The sequence below is a fragment of the Nocardiopsis oceanisediminis genome (assembly GCF_048595525.1).
Lineage (GTDB): Bacteria > Actinomycetota > Actinomycetes > Streptosporangiales > Streptosporangiaceae > Nocardiopsis_A > Nocardiopsis_A oceanisediminis.
In genome coordinates this window covers 4,475,180-4,496,237 of record NZ_JAFMZJ010000001.1, presented here as the reverse complement: position 1 = coordinate 4,496,237, position 21,058 = coordinate 4,475,180, and the positions used below count along the sequence as shown (strand labels likewise).

21 protein-coding genes are annotated in these 21,058 nt (G+C 76.6%); 15 read left to right on the top strand and 6 right to left on the bottom strand.

Annotated elements, in window-relative coordinates; translation table 11 throughout:
* Positions 1-6 precede the first annotated feature (6 nt).
* The 3 genes from J0910_RS20020 to J0910_RS20010 all read left to right on the top strand — a co-directional run bounded on the left by J0910_RS20020 (position 7) and on the right by J0910_RS20010 (position 3,045).
* Positions 7-1,230 carry a glycine C-acetyltransferase gene (locus tag J0910_RS20020; RefSeq protein ID WP_420160077.1) on the top strand — a complete coding sequence of 408 codons (1,224 nt, stop codon included), beginning with the start codon at positions 7-9 and terminating at the stop codon, positions 1,228-1,230.
* Positions 1,231-1,234: 4 nt separating this feature from the next.
* Positions 1,235-2,167, top strand: a complete 933-nt coding sequence (locus tag J0910_RS20015; protein ID WP_420160076.1) for a LysR family transcriptional regulator — start codon at positions 1,235-1,237, stop codon at positions 2,165-2,167.
* Between the two features lie 74 nt (positions 2,168-2,241).
* On the top strand, positions 2,242-3,045 hold the full coding sequence (locus J0910_RS20010) for a TIGR03084 family metal-binding protein (protein ID WP_420160075.1): 804 nt from the start codon (positions 2,242-2,244) through the stop codon (positions 3,043-3,045).
* A gap of 388 nt (positions 3,046-3,433) precedes the next feature.
* On the opposite strand, the gene J0910_RS20005 is transcribed toward J0910_RS20010, so the two are convergent.
* Both J0910_RS20005 and J0910_RS20000 read right to left on the bottom strand, forming a co-directional pair.
* On the bottom strand, positions 3,434-3,838 hold the full coding sequence (locus tag J0910_RS20005) for a nuclear transport factor 2 family protein (protein WP_420160074.1): 405 nt from the start codon (positions 3,836-3,838) through the stop codon (positions 3,434-3,436).
* Between the two features lie 153 nt (positions 3,839-3,991).
* The gene (locus J0910_RS20000) at positions 3,992-5,218 is read right to left on the bottom strand and encodes a peptidoglycan DD-metalloendopeptidase family protein (protein WP_420160073.1); all 1,227 of its coding nucleotides are present in this window, start codon (positions 5,216-5,218) and stop codon (positions 3,992-3,994) included.
* Positions 5,219-5,591: 373 nt separating this feature from the next.
* On the opposite strand from J0910_RS20000, the gene J0910_RS19995 reads away from it, so the two are divergent.
* Positions 5,592-6,560: a hypothetical protein gene (locus J0910_RS19995; RefSeq protein ID WP_420160072.1), complete on the top strand. Its 969-nt coding sequence runs from the start codon at positions 5,592-5,594 to the stop codon at positions 6,558-6,560.
* A gap of 366 nt (positions 6,561-6,926) precedes the next feature.
* Here the strand turns inward: J0910_RS19995 and J0910_RS19990 are convergent, their stop codons facing one another.
* Both J0910_RS19990 and J0910_RS19985 read right to left on the bottom strand, forming a co-directional pair.
* The gene (locus J0910_RS19990) at positions 6,927-7,781 is read right to left on the bottom strand and encodes an urea carboxylase-associated family protein (protein ID WP_420160071.1); all 855 of its coding nucleotides are present in this window, start codon (positions 7,779-7,781) and stop codon (positions 6,927-6,929) included.
* Positions 7,782-7,783: 2 nt separating this feature from the next.
* A complete protein-coding gene (locus tag J0910_RS19985; RefSeq protein ID WP_420160070.1) occupies positions 7,784-8,527 on the bottom strand; it encodes an alpha/beta hydrolase in 744 nt (247 codons plus the stop codon).
* Between the two features lie 204 nt (positions 8,528-8,731).
* On the opposite strand from J0910_RS19985, the gene J0910_RS19980 reads away from it, so the two are divergent.
* The 7 genes from J0910_RS19980 to rpmF all read left to right on the top strand — a co-directional run bounded on the left by J0910_RS19980 (position 8,732) and on the right by rpmF (position 15,176).
* On the top strand, positions 8,732-10,231 hold the full coding sequence (locus tag J0910_RS19980; protein WP_420160069.1) for a CoA-acylating methylmalonate-semialdehyde dehydrogenase: 1,500 nt from the start codon (positions 8,732-8,734) through the stop codon (positions 10,229-10,231).
* A complete protein-coding gene (locus J0910_RS19975) occupies positions 10,231-11,388 on the top strand; it encodes an acyl-CoA dehydrogenase family protein (RefSeq protein WP_420160068.1) in 1,158 nt (385 codons plus the stop codon). The genes J0910_RS19980 and J0910_RS19975 overlap by 1 nt, the downstream gene beginning before the upstream one ends.
* Positions 11,388-12,473: an enoyl-CoA hydratase/isomerase family protein gene (locus J0910_RS19970; RefSeq protein ID WP_420160067.1), complete on the top strand. Its 1,086-nt coding sequence runs from the start codon at positions 11,388-11,390 to the stop codon at positions 12,471-12,473. Before J0910_RS19975 ends, J0910_RS19970 begins: the two co-directional genes overlap by 1 nt.
* Positions 12,470-13,426 carry a 3-hydroxyisobutyrate dehydrogenase gene (mmsB, locus tag J0910_RS19965; protein ID WP_420160066.1) on the top strand — a complete coding sequence of 319 codons (957 nt, stop codon included), beginning with the start codon at positions 12,470-12,472 and terminating at the stop codon, positions 13,424-13,426. The genes J0910_RS19970 and mmsB overlap by 4 nt, the downstream gene beginning before the upstream one ends.
* Positions 13,427-13,607: 181 nt before the next feature.
* Positions 13,608-14,411, top strand: coding sequence for an enoyl-CoA hydratase (locus J0910_RS19960; protein WP_420160065.1), 804 nt, complete (start codon positions 13,608-13,610; stop codon positions 14,409-14,411).
* 131 nt (positions 14,412-14,542) lie between these two features.
* On the top strand, positions 14,543-14,707 hold the full coding sequence (gene rpmG / locus J0910_RS19955) for a 50S ribosomal protein L33 (protein WP_420160064.1): 165 nt from the start codon (positions 14,543-14,545) through the stop codon (positions 14,705-14,707).
* Positions 14,708-15,005: 298 nt separating this feature from the next.
* Positions 15,006-15,176 (top strand): 50S ribosomal protein L32, encoded by a 171-nt coding sequence (gene rpmF / locus J0910_RS19950; RefSeq protein ID WP_017596501.1) that lies wholly within the window; start codon positions 15,006-15,008, stop codon positions 15,174-15,176.
* 127 nt (positions 15,177-15,303) lie between these two features.
* Here the strand turns inward: rpmF and J0910_RS19945 are convergent, their stop codons facing one another.
* On the bottom strand, positions 15,304-15,948 hold the full coding sequence (locus J0910_RS19945) for a dihydrofolate reductase family protein (protein ID WP_420160063.1): 645 nt from the start codon (positions 15,946-15,948) through the stop codon (positions 15,304-15,306).
* Positions 15,949-16,527: 579 nt separating this feature from the next.
* Between J0910_RS19945 and J0910_RS19940 the strand changes: the two genes are divergently transcribed.
* Entirely contained in the window at positions 16,528-17,466 is a 939-nt protein-coding gene (locus J0910_RS19940) for a universal stress protein (RefSeq protein ID WP_420160062.1), read from the top strand.
* Between the two features lie 114 nt (positions 17,467-17,580).
* On the opposite strand, the gene J0910_RS19935 is transcribed toward J0910_RS19940, so the two are convergent.
* Positions 17,581-17,793: a hypothetical protein gene (locus J0910_RS19935; RefSeq protein ID WP_420160061.1), complete on the bottom strand. Its 213-nt coding sequence runs from the start codon at positions 17,791-17,793 to the stop codon at positions 17,581-17,583.
* 58 nt (positions 17,794-17,851) lie between these two features.
* Here J0910_RS19935 and J0910_RS19930 point away from each other — a divergent pair, with 58 nt between their 5' ends.
* From J0910_RS19930 to J0910_RS19920, 3 genes are all read left to right on the top strand, one after another.
* Positions 17,852-18,289 carry a hypothetical protein gene (locus tag J0910_RS19930; protein WP_420160060.1) on the top strand — a complete coding sequence of 146 codons (438 nt, stop codon included), beginning with the start codon at positions 17,852-17,854 and terminating at the stop codon, positions 18,287-18,289.
* Positions 18,290-18,387: 98 nt separating this feature from the next.
* Positions 18,388-19,038: a YwqG family protein gene (locus J0910_RS19925; RefSeq protein ID WP_420160059.1), complete on the top strand. Its 651-nt coding sequence runs from the start codon at positions 18,388-18,390 to the stop codon at positions 19,036-19,038.
* Between the two features lie 325 nt (positions 19,039-19,363).
* Complete coding sequence (locus J0910_RS19920; RefSeq protein ID WP_420160058.1) at positions 19,364-20,881, top strand: tryptophan 7-halogenase; 1,518 nt, start codon at positions 19,364-19,366, stop codon at positions 20,879-20,881.
* The last annotated feature ends 177 nt before the right edge of the window (positions 20,882-21,058 follow it).

The window sequence follows — 21,058 nt, the reverse complement described above, 5'->3', positions numbered from 1 at the left end:
ACCGCCATGTTCGACTCCGTCCGCGACGACCTGCGCGCCACGCTGGACGAGATCGCCGCCGCCGGGCTGCACAAGCCCGAGCGGGTGATCGGCACCCCGCAGAGCGCCGCCGTGACCGTCACCGGGGGCGGCCGCCCCGGTGAGGTGCTGAACTTCTGCGCCAACAACTACCTCGGCCTGGCCGACCACCCCGAGGTCGTCGCGGCCGCCAAGGGCGCGCTGGACCGGTGGGGCTACGGGATGGCCTCGGTCCGGTTCATCTGCGGCACCCAGGAGGTGCACAAGGAGCTGGAGGACCGGCTCTCCGCGTTCCTCGGCGCCGAGGACACCGTCCTGTACTCGTCCTGCTTCGACGCCAACGGCGGCGTCTTCGAGACGCTCCTGGGCGAGCAGGACGCGGTCATCTCCGACGCGCTCAACCACGCCAGCATCATCGACGGGATCCGGCTGTCCAAGGCGCGCCGGTACCGCTACGCCAACCGGGACATGGCCGAGCTGGAGGCCCGGCTCAAGGAGTCCGCGGACGCCCGCCGCCGGCTGATCGTCACCGACGGCGTGTTCTCCATGGACGGCCACGTCGCCCCGCTGCGCGAGATCTGCGACCTGGCCGAGGCCCACGGCGCCATGGTGATGGTGGACGACTCGCACGCGGTGGGCTTCGTCGGCCCCGGCGGCCGCGGCACCCCCGAGCTGCACGGCGTCATCGACCGCGTCGACGTGGTGACCGGCACCCTGGGCAAGGCGCTGGGCGGGGCGTCCGGCGGCTACGTCGCCGCCCGCGCCGAGATCGCCGCGCTGCTGCGCCAGCGCTCCCGGCCCTACCTGTTCTCCAACTCCCTGGCGCCGGTCATCGCCGCCGCCTCGCTCAAGGTCCTGGACCTGATCGGTTCCGGCGAGGGCGGGCTCGGCGCGGAGCTGCGCCGCCGCCTCGCCGACAACACCGCGCTGTTCCGGTCCCGGATGGCCGGGGCCGGGTTCGACATCCTGCCCGGAGACCACCCGATCACCCCGGTCATGATCGGCGACGCGGCCCGGGCGGGGCGGATGGCCGAGCTCCTGCTGGAGCAGGGCGTGTACGCGATCGGGTTCTCCTACCCGGTCGTCCCGCACGGCCGGGCCCGGATCCGGGTGCAGCTCTCCGCCGCGCACTCCGCCGCCGACGTGGACAAGGCGGTGGACGCCTTCGTCGCCGCGCGCGAGGCCCTGGACGGCGCCGCTCTGGCAGGATGACCAGGTGATCGACGCGCGGCGGCTGCGGGTGCTGCGGGCCGTGGCGGACCACCGCACGGTGACCGCCGCGGCCGCCGCGCTGTACCTCAGCCCCTCCGCGGTCTCCCAGCAGCTGGCCGCGCTGGAGACCGAGACCGGCCACCGGCTGCTGGAGCGCAACGGGCGGGGCGTCCGGCTCACCCCCGCCGGCGAGATCCTGCTGGTGCACGCCAACGAGGTCCTGGCCCAGCTGGAGCGGGCCGACGCCGAGCTGGCGGCCTACGCCTCCGGCGACGCGGGGTGGCTGACCGTCGCCTCCTTCGCCACCGGCATCACCCAGGTGCTGGCCCCGGCCATCGCGGAGCTGGCGCGCACCGCCCCGGACATCCGGGTCCGGGTCCGCGACGCGGAGGGCGACGAGAGCCTGCCGATGGTCCTGGACGGCAAGGCCGACCTGGCGGTGGCGGTGGAGTACCGGGGGGCGCCGGCCGCCGACGACCGGCGCCTGTTCCGGGTGCCGCTGTACGCCGAGCCGTTCGACGCGGTGCTGCCGCTGGGCCACCCTCTCGCCGGCTCGCCCCGGGTGCGCCTGGCCGATCTGGCCGACGAGCCGTGGATCGGTCCGCACCCGGGCAACCCCTGCCATGACGTGACGGTCCTGGCCTGCGAGTACGTCGGGTTCACGCCGCGCCACGAGCATGCCTCGGACGACTTCCACGCGGTGGTCGCGCTGGCCGCGGCGGGGGCGGGCGTGGCCCTGGTGCCGCGGTCGGCGCTGCGCGGCACCGGCGTGGCGGGGGTCGCGGTCCGCCGGGTCGACGACGCCCGGGCGACCCGGAAGGTCTTCGCCGCGACCCGGCGCGGCGCCGAGGGGCACCCGCTGATCCGGCCGGTCCTGGACGCGCTGCGGGACGCGGTCGCCCGGATGCACGCCGAGGAGGCCGGCGCCGAGAGGTGACCCCGGGGGGCGGGCCCTTGCCCTGGGGGCGGCGGGGCCGGTACACAGCGGGGAGAGGCGAAGGGGGCACCCGGATGGCCGATCTCGGCGGGATCCTCGCGGACCTGCGGGCCGAGGGCGACGAGCTGGACGCGCTGGTGGCGGGCCTGGACGCCGAGGGCCTGGCGGTCCCGACCCCGGCCCAGGGGTGGACCATCGCCCACCAGCTGTCCCACCTGGCCTGGACGGACCGGTGGTCGCTGCTGGCCCTGCGCGACCCCGCCGGGTTCCGGGGCCGGTCGGCGGGGGCGGCGGACGGGGTGGGGGAGGCCGTCGAGCGCGGGGCCGCCGAGGGCGCCGGCGAGCGGCCGGCGTCGCTGCTGGGGCGGTGGCGCGCGGGCCGGGAGGAGGTCCGGGGGGCGCTGCGCACCGCGCCGCCGGACGAGCGGGTGCCGTGGTTCGGGCCGCCGATGAAGCCGGCGTCGATGGCGACCGCCCGGCTGATGGAGACGTGGGCGCACGGCCAGGACGTGGCCGATGCGCTCGGTGCGGTCCGCGTCCCGGGGCGGCGCCTGCGGCACGTGGCCCACCTGGGGGTGCGCACGATGGGGTTCGCGTTCGCGGTGCGCGGCCGGGAGGTTCCGGGCGTGCCGGTCCGGGTGGAGCTGGCCGCGCCGGGCGGCGGCACCTGGTCCTGGGGGCCGGAGGGCGCCGAGGACCGGGTGAGCGGGCCGGCCCTGGACTTCTGCCTGCTGGTCACCCGGCGCCGCCACCCGGACGACCTGTCGCTCTCCGCGTCCGGCCCGGCCGCCTCGGCGTGGCTGCCCATCGCGCAGGCCTTCGCCGGGCCGCCCGGCCCGGAGCGGGCGCCGGGGAGCGGGTCGCGCGGCGGCCCGTAGGCGCATCGGCCCGGCGGGCCGGGTGCGGGGGAGGGCTGCGGAGGGCGGGGTGGAACCGGTGGCGGCCGCACTGGTGCGCCTGTGCCCGGTGCCGTCCCGGGACGGAGTCCCTCGCCGCAGGCGGGACCCGTGCCGGGCTCCGCCGCCGGCGGCCGCCGGCGGCGGCCGGTCGGCCGTGTAGCCGGCCGCCGGGCCCCTTCTCCGGGCGGGAGCGCGGCCAGGCCCCGGGGCCGGGGCGGACCGGGTCGCCGGGGCCGTCCGCGGCGGCGCGCCGGCCGTCCGGTGGTCCGGTCGGCGCCTGGGGCCGGTGCGCGGAGGGGCGGTATCCGCGCCGGGGCCGTTCGGCGTCCTGCCCGGGGCCGGTCCGCGCCGCTCGCCGCGGAGGAGGTCACTCCAGGCCGGCCTCCCGCCTGATCTGGTCGAACCGGTCCCCCATGGCTTCGGCCAGGGCGGTGGCGGCCGACAGCGGGCGGACCATCACCGTGAAGTCGTCGATCAGCCCCCGGTCGTCGGTGTGCAGGAAGTCGCAGCCCTGGATCTCGCGGTCGCCGACCCGGGCCTTGAAGACCAGGGCGTGGTCCCGGCCGTCGGGGGAGGACATCTCCTTGACGTAGCGGAAGTCGGTGAAGACGCGGGAGACCGCGCGCAGGATCGCGGCGGTGAGCTCCCGGCCGGCGTAGGGCGCGAACGCGACCGGGCTGGTGAAGACCACGTCCTCGGCGAGCAGGGCGTGGACGGCGTCGTGGTCGTCGGCCTCCACGGCCTTGCGGAAGGGGTGCACGGCGGCCTCCATGGTCAATTTTTTGATCAGGTGCGGATTACAGTAATCCGTCGTGCCGTCCCCGTCCAGGGGAGGCGGAGGCCCGAGCAGGCCGGCCGGGCGGAGGCCGGCCCCGCCCCCGGTGCGCCCCGGGGGGCGGGGCCGGCGCGTGCGGCCGCGCGCCGCTCAGCCGCAGGCGGGGGCGATCGGGTCGTCGCTGCCGGTGTAGAGGAAGCCGTCGCTGATCCACTCGCCGCCCTCGACCCGGTTCCACAGGTCGGTGGGGCCCCAGTTGCCCTCGACCGTGCCGCCGCGGGCGGTGCACTCGATGGCCAGCACCGTCCCGTTCTCCGCGGTGCCCACCACCTCGTGGTCCAGCCCCGGCCCGGAGCGCAGGTTCACCCGCGGGTTCGATCCGCCGTCGACCACCCCGGTGGGGCCCTGCGGTGCGGACGGGCCGTGGTTGACCAGCCGGCCGCCCCGGCCCACGGTCTGCCCGTTGCGGGTGGCGTGGCCCTCGTAGGGCCGGGCCGCCGCGTGGAAGGTCCAGCCGCCCAGCTCCATGCCGTCGATGCCGGTGTGCGAGCCGCCGCGCAGCAGCGACAGGTGCACGTGCGCGCCGCTGGAGCTGCCGCCGCAGGGCAGCTCGTTGCCGATCCGGCCCAGGTAGGTGCCGGTGCGCACCTCCGAGCCGTCGGCCAGGCCGGTCAGGTCGGTCATATGGTAGTAGGAGGTGCTGTAGCCGTTCGGGTGCACCACGGTGACCAGGGCGCTTCCGGCGCGGACGCAGCTCTTGTAGACCCGGCCGGGGCCGGCGGCGAGCACCTGGCCGTCGCCGCCGTTGAAGTCGACCGAGCTGTAGGGCGTGCTGCTCCCGCTGTTGCCGTGCGGGCCGCCGCCCATCCACCAGGACACCCCCTGCCGCCAGGGCAGCCCGAGCCCGGTGTCGGCGGCCGCGGAGGCGTCCTTCCCGGCGGCGTGGTTCTGCGCCAGCAGCGCCTTCTCCTCGGCGCCGACGACCTCCTCGGGCGCGTCGGCGACCAGCCCGGCGAAGGCATCGGTGCCGTGCAGGCCGACCCGCCAGCCGTCGCCGCCGGCGCGGGCGGCGAACAGCGCGGTCTCCGGTGCGGCGTGCGCGCCGCCGGGCGCGGGGATCGTGGCGGTGCCGAAGGCCCAGCCGCCGGCCTCTTCGACCGGCTCGACCAGCGGCTCCTTCAGGGACCGGGTCCCGAACATCTCGCGGGCGGCGGGTCCGCGCTCGTCGAGCATCGCGGCGCGGACCGCCTCGTCCAGGCCGGGCGGGCCGTCCTGGGCGGCCACCGGGCCGGGCGCGGCGGCCAGCAGGCCGGCGGCGAGCAGCGCGGCGGCCGCCGCGGCGGCCGGCCGGGGGAGGCGGGGGATGGGGGATGGCATGCGTCCTCCGCAGCGGGGGTCGTAGGGGGGCACGGGGGAGCGCCGGGCGCGGTGCCGGGGCGCCGCCGGGGTCGGGGGCGGGGCCCTGCCGGGCGCGTCGGGACGAGTGGACCGCGCGCCGCGCGGCACGTCAACGCGGGCGGGGCGCGCGGGCGGCCGTCGGTTGCGGGCGCGGCCGAAACTGTGAAGGGCGGTGACCGGCGCCGCCCAGGGAGGCCCCCGCCCACCAGGGCGTACTCCGGGCGGCCCGTGCCGCGGTGCGGGCGGAGCGGTATCGGGTACCGCAAAACTGTGGTTTTCCGGCGACGGGGCGTGATAAGAGAAGAGCCACTCGAAGTACCCGCGAACCGACCGACCGGGCGTGGAGGTCACCGTGGCCCACCGGAGCGCGGCGGACGGAGCCTCCCGGCGGGCGGAGGCGCCCGGTGCCGCGACGCGCGAGCTGCTGCGCACCGGCCCGTTCCACGCCGCGCTGCGCTCCGCCATCGAGGACAGCGGGCTGACCCTGGAGAGCCTGCAGCGGCGGATCGGGCGGCGCGGCGTCCGGGTCAGCGTCACCAGCCTGAGCTACTGGCGGCAGGGGCGCAGCCGGCCGGAGCGCGCCGACTCGCTCCGCGCCCTCCAGGCCATCGAGGAGATCCTGGGGCTGCCGCGCCGCTCGCTGGCGGCGCTGCTGGGCCCGCCCCGCCCCCGCGGCCGGTGGGCGCGGCGCCGCGCGGAGCCGCGCGGCTACGAGGGGATCCTGGAGCCGGCGGAGGCGCTCGCGCAGACCGTCGAGCCGGTGCTCGGGCCCTCTGACGCCAAGCTGCGGACCTTCTGCCAGCAGGACACCGCGGTGGTCGGCGCGGACCGGGCGATCCGCGAGGTGCGCAGCCGGGCGGTGGTCCGCGCGCGCGAGGACGGCGCCGACCGGTTCATGGCCGTCTACTGCGGCGAGCCGGGCGCCCTGGCGGCGGATATCCGGCCGCTGGCCGTGGAGAACTGCCGCCCGGGGCGGGTGCGCCGGCACCCGGAGACCGCGGTGGTCGCCGTCGAGCTGCTCTTCGACCGCAGGCTGCGCGCGGGCGAGACGCACCTGCTGGAGTACGGGGTCGCCATCGGCGACTCCCCGGTCAGCCTCGACTACCGGCGGGCCTTCCGCTATCCGGCCGAGACCTACGTGCTCTCGGTCCGCTTCGACGAGGAGGCCCTGCCGGTGCGCTGCTTCCGCTTCGCCCAGCAGGGCACGGACGGCGCCCCCGGCCCGGAGGAGGAGCTGGTCCTGGGGGCGGGCCGCTCGGTGCACGTCGCCGAGCACGACGTGGGACCCGGCGTGCTCGGCATCGGCTGGGAGTGGGAGTGACCCGCCCCGGCGGCGGGCGCCCGGTACCGGTCCCGCCGGCCCGCAGAACCGCGCCGCCGTCGGACCGGCGTTCCCCGGTGTCCGTGCGGCCTTCCTCCGGGCCCTGGGGGCCGTCGGGGAGGGGCGGGAGACGGTGGCTCCGCCACCTGCGGTCGGCCGGCCGAGCCGTCCCCGTGGTCCGCTCTTCCGATCCCGGCCCCGGCCCGGCTCTGGCCGTGCACCCGGCGGCGGGCGCCCGGTCCGGGGCGGCGCCCGCCGCCGGTTCGGAGCGCCAGGGGGCCCGGGGCGCCGATCGGATGGGGACCCGGTGGGCGCCCTTTCCCCGCCGGCCCGCCCGCGCGGCGGCCGGGACCGGCGGGTCGGGCACTAGCGGTCCGGGTCCCGGTCGGACCACTCCGGGCGGCGCAGGCCGTGCAGGCCCGCGTAGCCGGCGCGGGCCGGGGGCGCCCAGCCGTCCAGGCGGGCCGGGTCGGGGCGGAGGACCTCGACGGCCAGCGGCCGGCAGACCTCCAGCGGGTCGCGGGCGTCGGGCCCCCACAGGTCGACGGAGAGGTCGCCGCCGGGGCAGGTGGAGAGCGCCATCAGCAGGTCGGTCTCGGCGAAGAACTCGATGTGGTCGCCGGGGCGGGCCGGGCTGGCCTTCATGAAGTAGCGGTCCTCGTCGTTGAGGCCGGTGCACTGGAAGACGTTGAGCACGTCGTGCACGTCGAACTCGGTCAGCCCGTAGGGCAGCACCGCGCGGACCAGGTTGGAATGGCAGTGGAAGTCGAAGTCCTCGCCGGTGAGCATCCGGTTGACGTAGGGGTCGCAGCGGGTGCCGAGCAGGTCGTGCACCCTGCCGCCCTCGGCGTCGGTGCCGTACCCGGCCAGGGTGTCGGAGGTGATGGTGGCCAGCGGCCGCAGGAACGGCAGCGTCGACCAGAGCCGGTCGAAGGTGGTGACGTGGGCGGCCTGGAGCTGGCGGGTGCGGGCGGCCCACATCCGCTCGCGCGGGTCGTGCCGGTTCCAGATGTTCAGGTCGCCGACCTGCGGGCCCTCCGGGGTGCTGATCCGGCACAGGTGCCCGGCGGGCACCTCCCAGGCGCGGCCGGAGCGGATCGGCACGGTGAAGGACTCCACCGCCTCGCGGCCGTCCTCCTCGGCCAGGCGGGTGTAGAAGGCGCGGTCGGCGTCGAGCGCGCCGCCGGCGCCGGCCCGGTACGCGGCGGGCGGGTTTCCCATCGTCACTCCGATCGTTCGGGGGCGGGCCGGGGCGCCGCGGCCCGGCCGCCCGGTGGCGGGTCGGCGGCCGGCCGCCCGGGGGCCGCGAGGGCCTCCAGCCGGTCGGCGAGCTCCCGGGGGCGGGAGAGCATCGCGAAGTGCCCGCCCGGGGTCTCCACCGGGGTGATGCCGAGGCGCTCGCGGACCACCCGGCGGATGAAGGGGGCCGGGAAGAACCGGTCGTCCCGGCAGAGCAGGAACGCGGTGCGGACATCGGGCCAGGCGTCCAGCGGCCAGGGCTCGCCGAACGGGGCGCCGGCCTGCCCGCGCATGTGCTCCTCGGCCTCGCGGGCCAGGCCGGGCGGCAGGTCGGCGAAGAAGAGGTCGGCCCGCTCGGGGTCCTCGCCGCGGGCGAGGGCCGCCTCGCGCACCGCGGCCTCGTAGCCGGTGGCCGCCCACCACTCGCCGGGCGGCTCGCCCGGCGCGGGGACCATCGCGGTCAGCAGCACCAGCAGGCCGGCCGGGATCCGGGCGCAGGCGAGCGGGGCGCTGAGCCCGGCCAGGGAGTGCGCCACCAGCACCGGGTCGGTGGACCCGGCGGCGGCCCCGGCGATCGCCTCGGCGTAGGCGCCGAGCCCGGCGGACTCGTCCTCGCAGGGAAGATCGACTGCGGCGGTGCGGTGGCCGCGCCGGCGCAGCTCGTCTTCGAGCAGGTGCCAGTGCCAGGGGGAGCACCCGCCGCCGTGGATCAGTACGTAGTCGGACACGGCGCTCATCCTGGCAGCCGGGGGCGGCGCGGAAAAACAACGGGGCCGGGACACTGGATTTATTTGGACGTCCAACTATATGGTCGTGCTGAGCGCCCGGGACCGCCCGGCCCGCCTTCCCGTCCACCCGGCCGGACCGCGGCCGCCCTGCGTCGCACCGCAGGCCCGCCCCGGCACCCGAACGACCGAGAGCAGGTGTGTGCAATGGCGCATGAACTCAGCCACTTCGTCCACGGGAAGCGCGTCCCCGGAGCATCGGGGGCCTTCGGCGACGTCCACGACCCCAACACCGGCCTGGTCCAGGCCCGCGTCCCGCTGGCGGACCGCGCCGAGACCGAGGCCGTCATCGCCGACGCCGAGGAGGCGCAGCGCGAATGGGGCGAGTGGAGCCCGCAGCGCCGCGCCCGCGTCCTGCTCCGCTTCCTGCAGCTGGTCGAGGACGAGCGGGAGGACATCGCCCGCATGCTCTCCGCCGAGCACGGCAAGACCGTCCCCGACGCCCACGGCGACCTGCAGCGCGGCCTGGAGGTGGTGGAGTTCGCCGCCGGCGTGCCGCACCTGGTCAAGGGCGAGTTCAGCGACACCGCCGGAACCGGGATCGACGTGCACTCGCTGCGCCGCCCGCTGGGCGTGGTCGCCGGCATCACCCCGTTCAACTTCCCCGCGATGATCCCGCTCTGGCAGGCCGCCCCCGCACTGGCCTGCGGGAACTCCTTCATCCTCAAGCCCTCGGAGCGGGACCCCTCGGTGCCGCTGCGGCTCGCCGAGCTGTTCGCCGAGGCCGGCCTGCCCCCGGGCGTGCTCAACGTGCTCAACGGCGGCAAGGAGGCCGTCGACACCCTGCTGGAGGACCCCCGGGTGGCCGCCGTCGGCTTCGTCGGCTCCACCCCGGTGGCCCAGCACGTCTACGCCACCGCCGCCGCGAACGGCAAGCGCGCCCAGTGCTTCGGCGGGGCCAAGAACCACCTGATCGTGATGCCCGACGCCGACCTCGACCAGGCGGTCGACGCGCTGATCGGCGCCGGGTACGGCTCGGCCGGGGAGCGCTGCATGGCGGTCTCGGTGGCGGTCCCGGTCGGCGAGGAGACCGCCGACGCGCTCGTCGCCAAGCTGGTCGAGCGGATCGGCGGGCTGCGCGTCGGCCCCTCGCACGACCCGGAGGCCGACTTCGGGCCGCTGGTCGGCGCGGACGCCCTGGAGCGGGTGCTCGGCTACGTCGACCTGGGCGTGCAGGAGGGCGCCGAACTGGTGGTGGACGGCCGCGGCGCCAAGCCGGAGGGCTACGGGGACGGCTTCTTCCTGGGCGCCTGCCTCTTCGACCGGGTCACCCCGGACATGCGCATCTACCGGGAGGAGATCTTCGGCCCGGTGCTGTCGGTGGTGCGCGCCGCCGACTACGAGGAGGCGCTGCGCCTCCCCGACGAGCACGAGTTCGGCAACGGCGTGTCGATCTTCACCCGCGACGGCGACACCGCCCGCGACTTCACCCGCCGGGTCACCACCGGCATGGTCGGGGTCAACGTGCCCATCCCGGTCCCGGTCGCCTACCACACCTTCGGCGGGTGGAAGCGCTCCGCCTTCGGCGACCTCAACCAGCACGGCCCGGACTCGATCCGCTTCTACACCCGCACCAAGACCGTCACCACGCGCTGGCCCTCCGGGACCAAGGAAGGCGCCAGCTTCAGCATCCCGGTGGTGCGGTGATGACCGGATCCGCGCTCGCCGAGGGCCTGGGCGAGGAGCAGGCCGCGCTCGCCGCCGCCGCCCGCGACTTCGCCCGCGAGCACCTCGCCCCGCACGCCGCCGACTGGGACCGGGACAAGCACTTCCCGCTGGACGTGCTGCGCAAGGCCGCCGAGATGGGGCTGGGCGGGGTCTACGCCGCCGAGGAGCACGGCGGGTCGGAGCTCTCCCGCTCCGACGGGGTGCTGGTGTTCGAGGCGCTGGCCACCGGCTGCCCCTCCATCGCCGGCTACCTGTCCATCCACAACATGGCCGCCTGGATGGTCGACCGCTACGGCGACGCCGACCAGCGGGCCCGCTGGCTGCCCGGGCTCTGCGCGATGGAGACCCCGGCCAGCTACTGCCTCACCGAGCCGGGGGCCGGCTCGGACGCCGCCGCGCTGGCCGCCCGCGCCGTGCCCGACGGCGACGGCTACCGTCTCGACGGCGTCAAGCAGTTCATCTCCGGCGCCGGCGCCTCCGACCTGTACCTGGTGATGGCCCGCACCGGCGGGCCCGGTCCGGGCGGCGTCACCGCCTTCGTCGTCGAGCGCGGCGACCCGGGCCTGTCCTTCGGCCCCAACGAGTCGAAGATGGGCTGGAACGCCCAGCCCACCCGCCAGGTCGTGCTGGACGGGGTGCGGCTGGGCCCCGAGCGCCGGCTCGGCGCCGAGGGCCAGGGGTTCCGCATCGCGATGAGCGGCCTGGACGGCGGCCGGCTCGGCATCGGCGCCTGCTCGCTGGGCGGGGCCCAGGCCGCGCTGGAGGCGGCGGTGGGCTACCTCGCCGACCGGGAGGCGTTCGGCGCGAAGCTGATCGACTCCCCGGCGCTGCGCTTCCGGCTGGCCGAGATGGAGACCGACCTGGAGGCCGCGCGCGCCCTGCTGTGGCGGGCCGCCGCCGCGCTGGACGCCGGGGCGCCCCAGGCCACCCGGCTCTGCGCGATGGCCAAGCGGCAGGCCACCGAGACCGGGTTCGCCGTCGCCGACCAGGCCCTGCAGCTGCACGGCGGCTACGGGTACCTGAGCGAGTACGGCATCGAGAAGATCGTCCGCGACCTCCGGGTGCACCGGATCCTGGAAGGGACCAACGAGATCATGAACCTCATCGTCGCCCGCGGCCTCACCGGGGCCGCGTGATGTCCGCGCCGACCGAACGGGCCGACGGGCCCGACGTGCTGCTCGAACGGGACGGGCGGGCGGCGCGCGCCGTGCTGAACCGGCCGCGCGCCCTCAACGCCCTCACCCACGGCATGGTCCGCGCCCTCGACGCCGCCCTCGCCGGCTGGGAGCGGGACGACTCGGTGGCGGCCGTCGTCCTCACCGGCGCCGGCGAGCGCGGCCTGTGCGCCGGCGGGGACATCCGCTCCATCTACGACGACGCGCGCGCCGGCGGCACGGCCACCCGGGAGTTCTGGCGCGACGAGTACCGGCTCAACGCGCGCATCGCCGCCTACCCCAAGCCCTACGTGGCGGTGATGGACGGCATCGTGATGGGCGGCGGCGTCGGGGTGTCCGCGCACGCCGGCGTCCGGGTGGTCACCGAGCGGTCCAAGATCGCCATGCCGGAGACCGGCATCGGGTTCGTGCCCGACGTCGGCGGCACCCGGCTGCTCTCCCGCGCCCCCGGCGAACTCGGCACCCACCTGGCGCTGACCGCGTCCCCGGTGGGCGCGGGCGACGCGGTCCGCTGCGGCCTGGCCGACCACTACGTGCCGGCCGGCCGGCTCGCCGGCTTCACCGCGGAGCTGGCCCGCAGCACCCCGGAGGAGGCGCTGGCGGCCTTCGCCGAGCCGGTGCCCGCCGCGGAGCTGGACGCCCACCGGGAGTGGATCGACGCCTGCTACGCCGCGGACACCGCGGAGGAGATCGTGGACCGGCTGCGCTCCGACGGCCGCCCCGAGGCGCTGGCCGCCGCGGACGCGATCACCGCGAAGTCGCCCACCGCGGTCAAGGTGGCGCTGGCCTCGCTGCGCCGCGCCCGCCGCCTGGGCACCCTGGAGGAGGTGCTGGTCCAGGAGTACCGGGTCTCCTGCGCCGCGCTCTCCTCGCACGACCTGGTCGAGGGCATCCGCGCCCAGGTGGTCGACAAGGACCGGTCGCCGCGCTGGTCCCCGCCGGAGCTGGCGGAGGTCTCCGAGGCCGACGTGCTCCGCCACTTCGAGCCGCTCGGCGACGCCGGCGACCTCGATTTCGAACCGACCGGGACGGGAGGGCGCCGATGACCGGGGCCGCGCAGGACACCAAGGACGTCGCCTTCATCGGGCTGGGCAACATGGGCGGGCCGATGGCGGCCAACCTCGTCGCCGCCGGGTACGCGGTCACCGGCTTCGACCTGGTGCCCGAACTGCTCGCCCGCGCCGAGGAGGGCGGGGTGCGCCCCGCCGGCAGCGCCGCCGAGGCGGTGGCCGGGGCCGGCACGGTGATCACCATGCTGCCCGGCGGGCGGCACGTGCTGGAGTGCTACCGGGGCGAGGGCGGGGTGCTGGCCGCGGCCCGGCCCGGCACCCTGTTCATCGACTGCTCGACCATCGACGTCGCCGACGCCCGCGCCGCGGCCGAGGCGGCGGTGGCGGCCGGGCACCGCGCGGCCGACGCGCCGGTCTCCGGCGGGGTGGTGGGCGCCACCGCCGGGAAGCTGACCTTCATGGTCGGCACGGACGAGGCGCTGCTGCCCGAGGTGGAGCGGGTGCTGGAGCCGATGGGCGCCCGGGTGGTGCACTGCGGGGCCTCGGGGGCCGGCCAGGCCGCCAAGGTCTGCAACAACATGATCCTCGGGGTGTCGATGATCGCGGTGAGCGAGGCGTTCGTGCTCGGCGAGCGCCTCGGGCTGAGCCACCAGGCGCTGTTCGACGTGGCCTCCACCGCCTCCGGCCAGTGCTGGGCGCTCACCACCAACTGCCCGGTGCCCGGCCCGGTCCCGGCGAGCCCGGCCAACCGCGACTACGCCGCGGGCTTCGCCGCCGCCCTGATGTCCAAGGACCTGGGGCTGGCGGTGGAGGCGCTGAAGGCCACCGGGACCGCCGCGGAGCTCGGCCCGCACGCGGCGGGGCTGTACGCCGCCTTCGCCGAGGGGGAGGGCGGCGGCCGCGACTTCTCGGCGATCATCAACGCGATCCGGGAGCGCTCCGGGGCGGAGGCCCCCGGCGGGGGCGGACCGGAGCAGGCCGGCGCCTGACCGGTCCCGCCCGGGGCCGGGGACGCCGACGTCCGCCTGCGGACCGGCGCCCCGGCGCCGCGCCCGGCCCGCCCGGCGAGGCGCCCGCCTCGACCCCGCCCCTGAACCCGGTCCCCGGGCTCCGCGGACTCCGCGAGCAGCGGGGCCGTACCCCGGAAGCCGTACCCCTGGAAGGAAGACGATGACCGACGCGACCCCGGCCGGCGAGGCCGCCGGCCACGAGACGATCCTGGTGGAGCGGACCGGCCGCACCGCGGTGATCACGCTGAACCGCCCCAAGGCGCTCAACGCGCTCAACCTGCGCCTGATGGAGGAGGTGGTCGCCGCCGCCGAGGGGTTCGACCGGGACCCCGGCGTCGGCTGCATCGTGCTGGCCGGCTCCGAGCGGGCCTTCGCCGCGGGCGCCGACATCAAGGAGATGCAGGGCCTGGACTACATGGACGCCTACCTCGGCGACTGGTTCGGGGCCTGGGACCGGTTCGCCGCGCTGCGCACCCCCACCCTCGCCGCGGTCTCCGGGCACGCCCTCGGCGGCGGCTGCGAGCTGGCGATGATGTGCGACGTCCTGATCGCCGCGGACTCCGCCCGGTTCGGCCAGCCGGAGATCAAGCTCGGGGTGATCCCCGGCATCGGCGGCTCGCAGCGGCTCACCCGGGCGGTCGGCAAGGCCAAGGCGATGGACCTCTGCCTGACCGGGCGCACCATGGACGCCGAGGAGGCCGAGCGGGCCGGACTGGTGTCCCGCATCGTCCCCGCCGCCGACCTGCGCGAGCAGGCCATGGCGGCCGCGGCCGAGATCGCCGCGATGTCCGCCCCGGCCGCGATGATGGCCAAGGAGGCGGTGGACCGCGCCTTCGAGACCACCCTCGCCGAGGGGGTCCGCTTCGAGCGCCGCGTCTTCCACGCGGTCTTCGCCACCGCGGACCAGAAGGAGGGCATGGCGGCCTTCACCGAGAAGCGCGCGCCGTCCTTCGTGCACCGCTGATCCCGGCCCCGCGCACCGCCCGCCCGGGTTCCAGGGGCGGGCGGTCCCTTCATGCCTTATAATGAAAACCGTTGTCGTTTTCATTTTCGGGGCGGTCCTCGGCCGCCCCTCCAGGGCACCGGGAGGCGGCCGTGGCGCGCAGCGAACTGCGTCCGATCATCAAACTCAAATCGACCGCGAAGACCGGGTACACCTACGTGACCCGCAAGAACCGGCGGAACGACCCGGACCGCCTGGTCCTGCGCAAGTACGACCCGGTCATCCGCCGGCACGTGGAGTTCCGCGAGGAGCGCTAGCCGGCCGCCGGGAGAGGGGCGGCGGAGTGCTCTTCGGCACCCCGGCACCCCGCCGGCCGCGACGGTTTCGGCCGCGCTCCGGAGGCCGCCGCCTCCGGGCGGGGGAGCGCCTTCCGGGTGCTCTCCGGGCCCCTCCGGTCCCGCAGCGGGGCGGGCCCTCCGTCCGGGCCCGCACCGGCCGCCGCCGCGAAGAGCGGGCGGGGGCCGTCCGCCCCTGCCCGCAGTGGCCGCGGGGCGCTCCGTCCGGGCCCGGAGAAGCCTCCGCGAACCAACGGAATCACTGAGAAAGGCAAGGAACATGGCCGTTCCCAAGCGCAAGACATCGCGCTCCAACACCCGCAAGCGCCGCTCCGCCTGGAAGGCCGAGCGCCCGCAACTGGTCGAGGTCACCGTCGGCGGCCGGACCGCCCGCGTCCCCTACCGGCTGGTCCCCGCCTACCGGCGCGGGCTGCTGCCGCTGCCGGACTGACCCTCCGCCCCGCCGCCCGCGCCGGTCCCGGCTCGCGGAGGGCCCGGCGGAAGGGGTCCCGGCCGCGTCGCCGCGGGGAAACGGGGCGGAGCGCGCTCTCGGGGGACGGGCCGGCCGGGCGGGGCGGTCACTCGGGAAGCCGCACCGCCTCCCGGCCGTCCTCGACCTCGATGTCACCGGTGCCGAACGGGGCCGGCCGCAGGACCTGGTAGACCATTCCGGCGCCGGTCGCCTCGCTGTGCACCAGGGTGTAGGCCGAGACGGCGGCGCCCTCGGCGAACAGCCGCTTGCCGAAGCCCAGCACCACCGGGCAGACCAGCAGGCGGTACTCGTCGACCAGCCCGGCGTCGTGCAGGGTGTGCAGCAGCCGGCGGCTGCCGTGCACCTGCAGTTCCCGGCCGGGCCGCTCCTTGAGCGCCGCCACCGCCTCGGGGACGCCGGAGGAGATGACACCGGCGGTGTTCTGCCACCCGGGCTCGGTGACCGTGGTCGACACGAGGTGCTTGGGCAGCCCGTTCAGGGCCGCGGCCACCTTGTCCCCGGGGTCGGTGACCCGGCTCCAGTAGGCCCTCATCATGTCGTAGGTGGACCTGCCGAGCAGGATCCCGTCGGCCCGGTCGAACCAGCCGTCCACGATCCGCCCGAAGTCGCCGTCGACGTAGGGCACCAGCCAGCCGCCGCGGTCGAAACCGCCGCCGGGGTCCTCGTCCGGGCCGCCGGGCCCCTGCATGACCCCGTCGAGGCTGACGAAGACGTGCGCGGTGAGCTTCATGTCCCTGCCCCTCTCCTCGCGCGGTCCCGTCAGGGGCCGCACGGTGATGACCCGGTGCGGCCCCGGAACTCATCGGTGTCCGCCGGGGCCGCACCGCGGGGCGCGGCGCCATCGGATCCCGCCCCGGTCCGTCCTCGCCGGAGGCGCGGCGGCGGTGTCGGACGTGGGCATGGAGGGCTCCTCCCGAGGTCAGGGCGGCGTCCGGGGAGGCCCCAGGAGGGCCCCCGGCCCGCGGGGGGGCCGGGGCGGAATCGGACCGGAGTACCCGGGCGCCTGCGCACCGGGAGGAGAGCCCGTGCGGAGTCGTCGCCCGCCGAGGAGGCGCCCGCACCGCCCCGGGGAGCGGCCGGGCCCGCGTCCGCGGCCGGCCCGCCCGGTGCGGCAAGGCGCCGCCCGCGGAGTCACCCGGTTCCTCCGAGGGCCCGGGGCGGGGCCGGGGACCCGCGGAGCGGTGCCGGCGGTGCCGGAGCCGGCCGCTCCTGCGGGCAGACTGGAGGCGACCGCACGCACGGCCGCCGCGCGCCCCTCCGGGGAGCGCCGCCGGGGCCGTGCGCCCAGTGAGAAGCCGAGGAAGGCGCCATGACCGACGAGCGACCCGCCGCAGGGCGGAACGGAACCCGTGAGAGCCTCCCCGAGGTCGTCGTCGGCGTGGACGGGTCTCCGGGGAGCCGCACCGCGCTCGACTGGGCCGCCGCGGCCGCCCAGCGCCGCGGCGCCCGGCTGGTGGTGGTCAACGCGCTGGACATGCCGATGGTCGCGCTGCCCTTCTCCTCCCCGGTGCGGATGAACCCGATGGCGGAGGTGGCCGACCGCGCCTCCGGGGTGCTGACCACCGCGCTGGGGCGCGTCGCCGAGGCCCGCCCCGGCCTCAAGGTGCGCAGCGAGGTCTCCCTGACGGACCCGGCGTCGGCGCTGGTGGACGCTTCGGAGGAGGCGGAGCTGGTGGTCGTGGGCTCGCGCGGCCTCGGCGGCGTGGGCTCGCTGTTCCTCGGATCGGTGAGCACCCGGGTCACCGCGCACGCGTCCTGCCCGGTCGCGGTGGTTCCGCCGGAGAGCGCGGCGGCGCCGGTCCCCGGGCGGATGGTGGTCGGCGTCGACGGTTCCGAGCCCGCCGACGCGGCCCTGCGCTTCGCCCTGGACGAGGCGGCGCGCACCGGCGCCGAGCTGGCCGTCGTGCACGCCTGGCAGCTGCCGGTCCCCTATGACACGGGCACGTTCGCCGTGGGCGCCGGGTTCGACCGGGAGGCGTTCGCGCTCCGCGCCCGCGAGTCCGTGCAGACCTCGGTCGACAAGCTGCGCACCCCGGCCGACGCGGACGTCCGGGTGCGCGTCTCGGTGGTCGAGGACCAGCCCGCGCACGCCCTGCTCGCCGCCGGCCGGGACGCCGACCTGATCGTGGTGGGCGGCCGCGGCCGCGGCGGCTTCCGCGGCCTGCTGCTCGGCTCGGTCGGCCAGTCGGTGCTGCACCACGCGGAGGTCCCGGTGGCCGTGGTCCGCGACCGCCCCGCGGATCGCTGACGGGGCCCGCGGCCTCCGGCCGGAGGCCGCGGGCCGGTCCGGCCGCCCGGCGGGAGGGCGGCCCTCCAGGGCGGGCCGGGGCCGGGCCTCCCGGCCGGGGCCCCTGCCCGCGCTTCACACGCCGGCGACGGCCACCCGGGCGGCGCCGGGGACGGTGCGGGCGATGGCGGCGGCGAGCCTGCGCTCCTCGGCGCCGAAGCCCTGCTCTCCGGTCCGCTCCCGCACCGCGTGCGCGACGCGGGGCCGCAAGCCCGCGTGCACTGCGGGGGCGAGCAGGGCGGCCTCGCCGGTGCTCCCCGGGCGGCGATGCGCGATCCCGACTTGCACATGCCGACCCCATAAATAAAATTGAGTCGCAACGACTCAAGGCGTGGAGGTGGTTCGAGTGGGAGCTGCGTCGGCGACCGGTCCCCGGGTCCGCGGGGGCCGCGCGGGGGAGCGCGCATCGGCCGGGGCCGGGCCGGTGCTGCGGACCGACCGGAGCCGCGAGGGCGGCCGGGTCGCGGTGCGGGTCCTGCTCGCCCCCGGTGTGGACGCCCGCGAGCTGCTGATCGGCCGGGTCGGCGACACCGTCCTGCTCTCCCGCCCGCACGGGGACCGCCCGCTGCACCGGATCTCCTTCGGCGCCCCGGTCGACGCCGCGCGGCTCACCGTCGAGCCCCGCGCGGGCGAGATCGTGCTGAGTGCGCCCGTGCCCGGTCCCGCCCCGGTCGCGGTCCGCCCCGGCCTGGCCCCGCGGACCCGCCTGAGCCGGCTCCGCGGCACGTGGCGCGGCCTGCTCGGCCGGTTCACCGCCGCCCTGCACGGCGGCGCGCGGGCCTGACCGGCCGCCGGCCGGGGCGGCTCCGGCGGGCCCTGTCGCCCCCGCCCGCTAGGTTGCGGTGCGTCGATGGCGGCGGCGGAGGAACGGCGGGGGCGGGGATGGGCGCGGAGCGCGGCGAGCACGGGATGGACATGGCCTTCGAGAAGGCCGGGGAGCCGATCACCGAACCGGTCACCAAGCTCGGCGGGCAGCCGGTCTGGCTGGAGGAGCCGACCTGGCCGCTCTCGGCGGAGACGGGCAACCCGATGCGGTTCATCGGCCAGTTCCGGCTCCCCGGGGAGGCGGTCCGGGTCGGCTACCTCTTCATGACCGGGGAAGAGGACGGCGAGTGGGTCGACGACACCTTCCTGCCCGACGGGGGAGAGAACGCGTTCATCGTCCAGCCCGGCGGCCGGATCCCCGCGTTCTACGAGGTCGCCGCCGAGGCCACCGGTCCCACGCACGGCCCCGACCACCGGGCCGTCCTCTCGCCCCACACCCCGGAGCCCCCGGACGCCGACGACATCGCCGTGGCCGGGGAGGTCGGGTTCGAGCCCGAGCCCAAGTACGGCCTGGGCAGCAGGGTCGGCGGCCGCCCCGGCTGGCTCCAGGGCGAGGAGGACCCCCGGGAAGAGGGCGACTGGGCCTTCGCCGTGCAGCTGGACGGCTGCGGCCTGCCGTTCGAGGTCGACTTCGGCGACGCCGGCATCGGCTACGCCTTCCATGATGAGGGGACCGGCGAGGGGCGCTTCTTCTGGCAGTGCTGCTGACCCGCCGGAGGGCCGGCCGGCCCTCCGGCGGACGGGAGGAGGGGAGCGGCGGGGCGCCCGCCGCTCCCCTCCTGCCCTGTCCGGGGCCGCACGCCGCCGCACCGGGCCCGCGCCCCAGGGCCGCCGCGGGCGTTTCGGTCCGCCCCGGCGGGTGACCGCTTCCGAAGGGGTCTTGACACGGAGCGTCCCGGCTTCGACACTGATTCCGCATTAATTAGGTTAGCTTTGCCTAAACCGAAATCGAGGCGGGTGTACTCCACCGCGGCCGCGGACGGCGCCGCGCCCCCATCCGCCGCGAACCCCTGCACGGAGGCGAGGACCGAGCATGCCCGAGACCGATTTCGACGCGGTGGTGGTCGGCGGCGGGCCCGCGGGCTCCACCGCGGCCGCGCTGATCGCCAAGGAGGGCCACCGGGTCGCCCTGCTGGAGCGGGAGCGCTTCCCCCGCTACCAGATCGGCGAGTCGCTGCTGCCCGCCACGGTGCACGGGGTGTGCCGGCTGCTGGACGTCACCGAGGAGATGGAGGCGGCCGGCTTCCAGGTCAAGCGGGGCGGCAGCTTCCGCTGGGGCACCAGCCCCGACCCGTGGAACTTCCTGTTCGCGCTCTCCCCGAAGCTGTCCGGGCCGACCTCCTACGCCTACCAGGTCGACCGGATGACCTTCGACCACATCCTGCTGAAGAACGCCGCCCGGCACGGGGCGGACGTCCGCGAGGAGTCGACCGCCCTGGACGCGGTGCGCAGCGGCGGCCGGGTCACCGGCGTCCGCTACACCGACCCCGGCGGGAACCGGCGGGAGCTCTCCGCCGCCCACGTGCTGGACGCCTCCGGCGGCACCGGGCGGCTGCACCGCGCCGCCGGCGGCATCCGGCACTACTCCGAGTTCTTCCAGAACCTCGCGGTCTTCGGCTACTTCGAGGGCGGCGAGCGGCTGCCCGGACCGGACCGCGGCAACATCCTGTGCGCCGCCTTCGACGAGGGATGGATCTGGTACATCCCGCTCAGCGACACGCTGACCAGCGTCGGCGCGGTGCTCAACCGGGACCAGGCCGGCCGCATCCAGGCCGACCGGGAGAAGACCCTGCTGGAGTCGGTCGAGCGCTGCGACATCGTCCGCGACTACCTCGCCGGGGCCTCCAGGGTCACCGAGGGCACCTACGGCGAGATCCGGGTGCGCAAGGACTACTCCTATGCCAACAGCGCCTTCTGGGCGCCCGGCATCGCGCTCATCGGCGACGCCGCCTGCTTCATCGACCCGGTCTTCTCCACCGGCGTCCACCTGGCCACCTACGGCGGCCTGCTGGCGGCCCGCTCGGTCAACAGCGTCCTCGCCGGCGACCTCCCCGAGGAGCGGGCCTTCGCCGAGTTCGAGTCCCGCTACCGCCGCGAGTACGCGGTCTTCTACGAGTTCCTCAGCGCCTTCTACGACATGCAGGTGAACGAGGACTCCTACTTCTGGAAGGCCCGCAAGGTCACCCGCGCCGAGGGCCTGGGCGACATGGAGGCCTTCACCACCCTGGTCGGCGGCGCCTTCTCCGGGGAGAAGGCCCTGGTGGACGCGGGGTCGATGACGGAGAGGTTCGCCGCCTCCTCGGCGGAGCTGGCCGACGCGGTCGCCCGCACCGGCCCGGCCCGGAGCGAGTCCGGCGAGCGGATGAGCGCCCTGTTCGGCACCCCGGTCGTCGGCGAGGTGATGGAGGAGATGAACCGCATCCAGCGCCGCGGCGTCACCGGCGCGGAGACCCTGGAGACCCCGCTGCTGGACGGCGGACTGGTCCCCTCGCCGGACGGGCTGCGCTGGGTGGACCCCGCCGCCCCGCCCGCCGGGCACCCGGACGCCTGAGAGGCCGTCGGGCATCCGGCCGGTCACCGGGCGGGGCCGCCTCGCGCCGGAGGCGCACCCCGCCCGTCCCCGTCGATCTTGGCGTTGCGGGGGTATCGGAGCGCTCCGATACCCCCGCAACGCCAAGATCAACGAGGGGGGCGGCGCCGGGCCCCGGACCGCCGCTTCCCCCGGCCC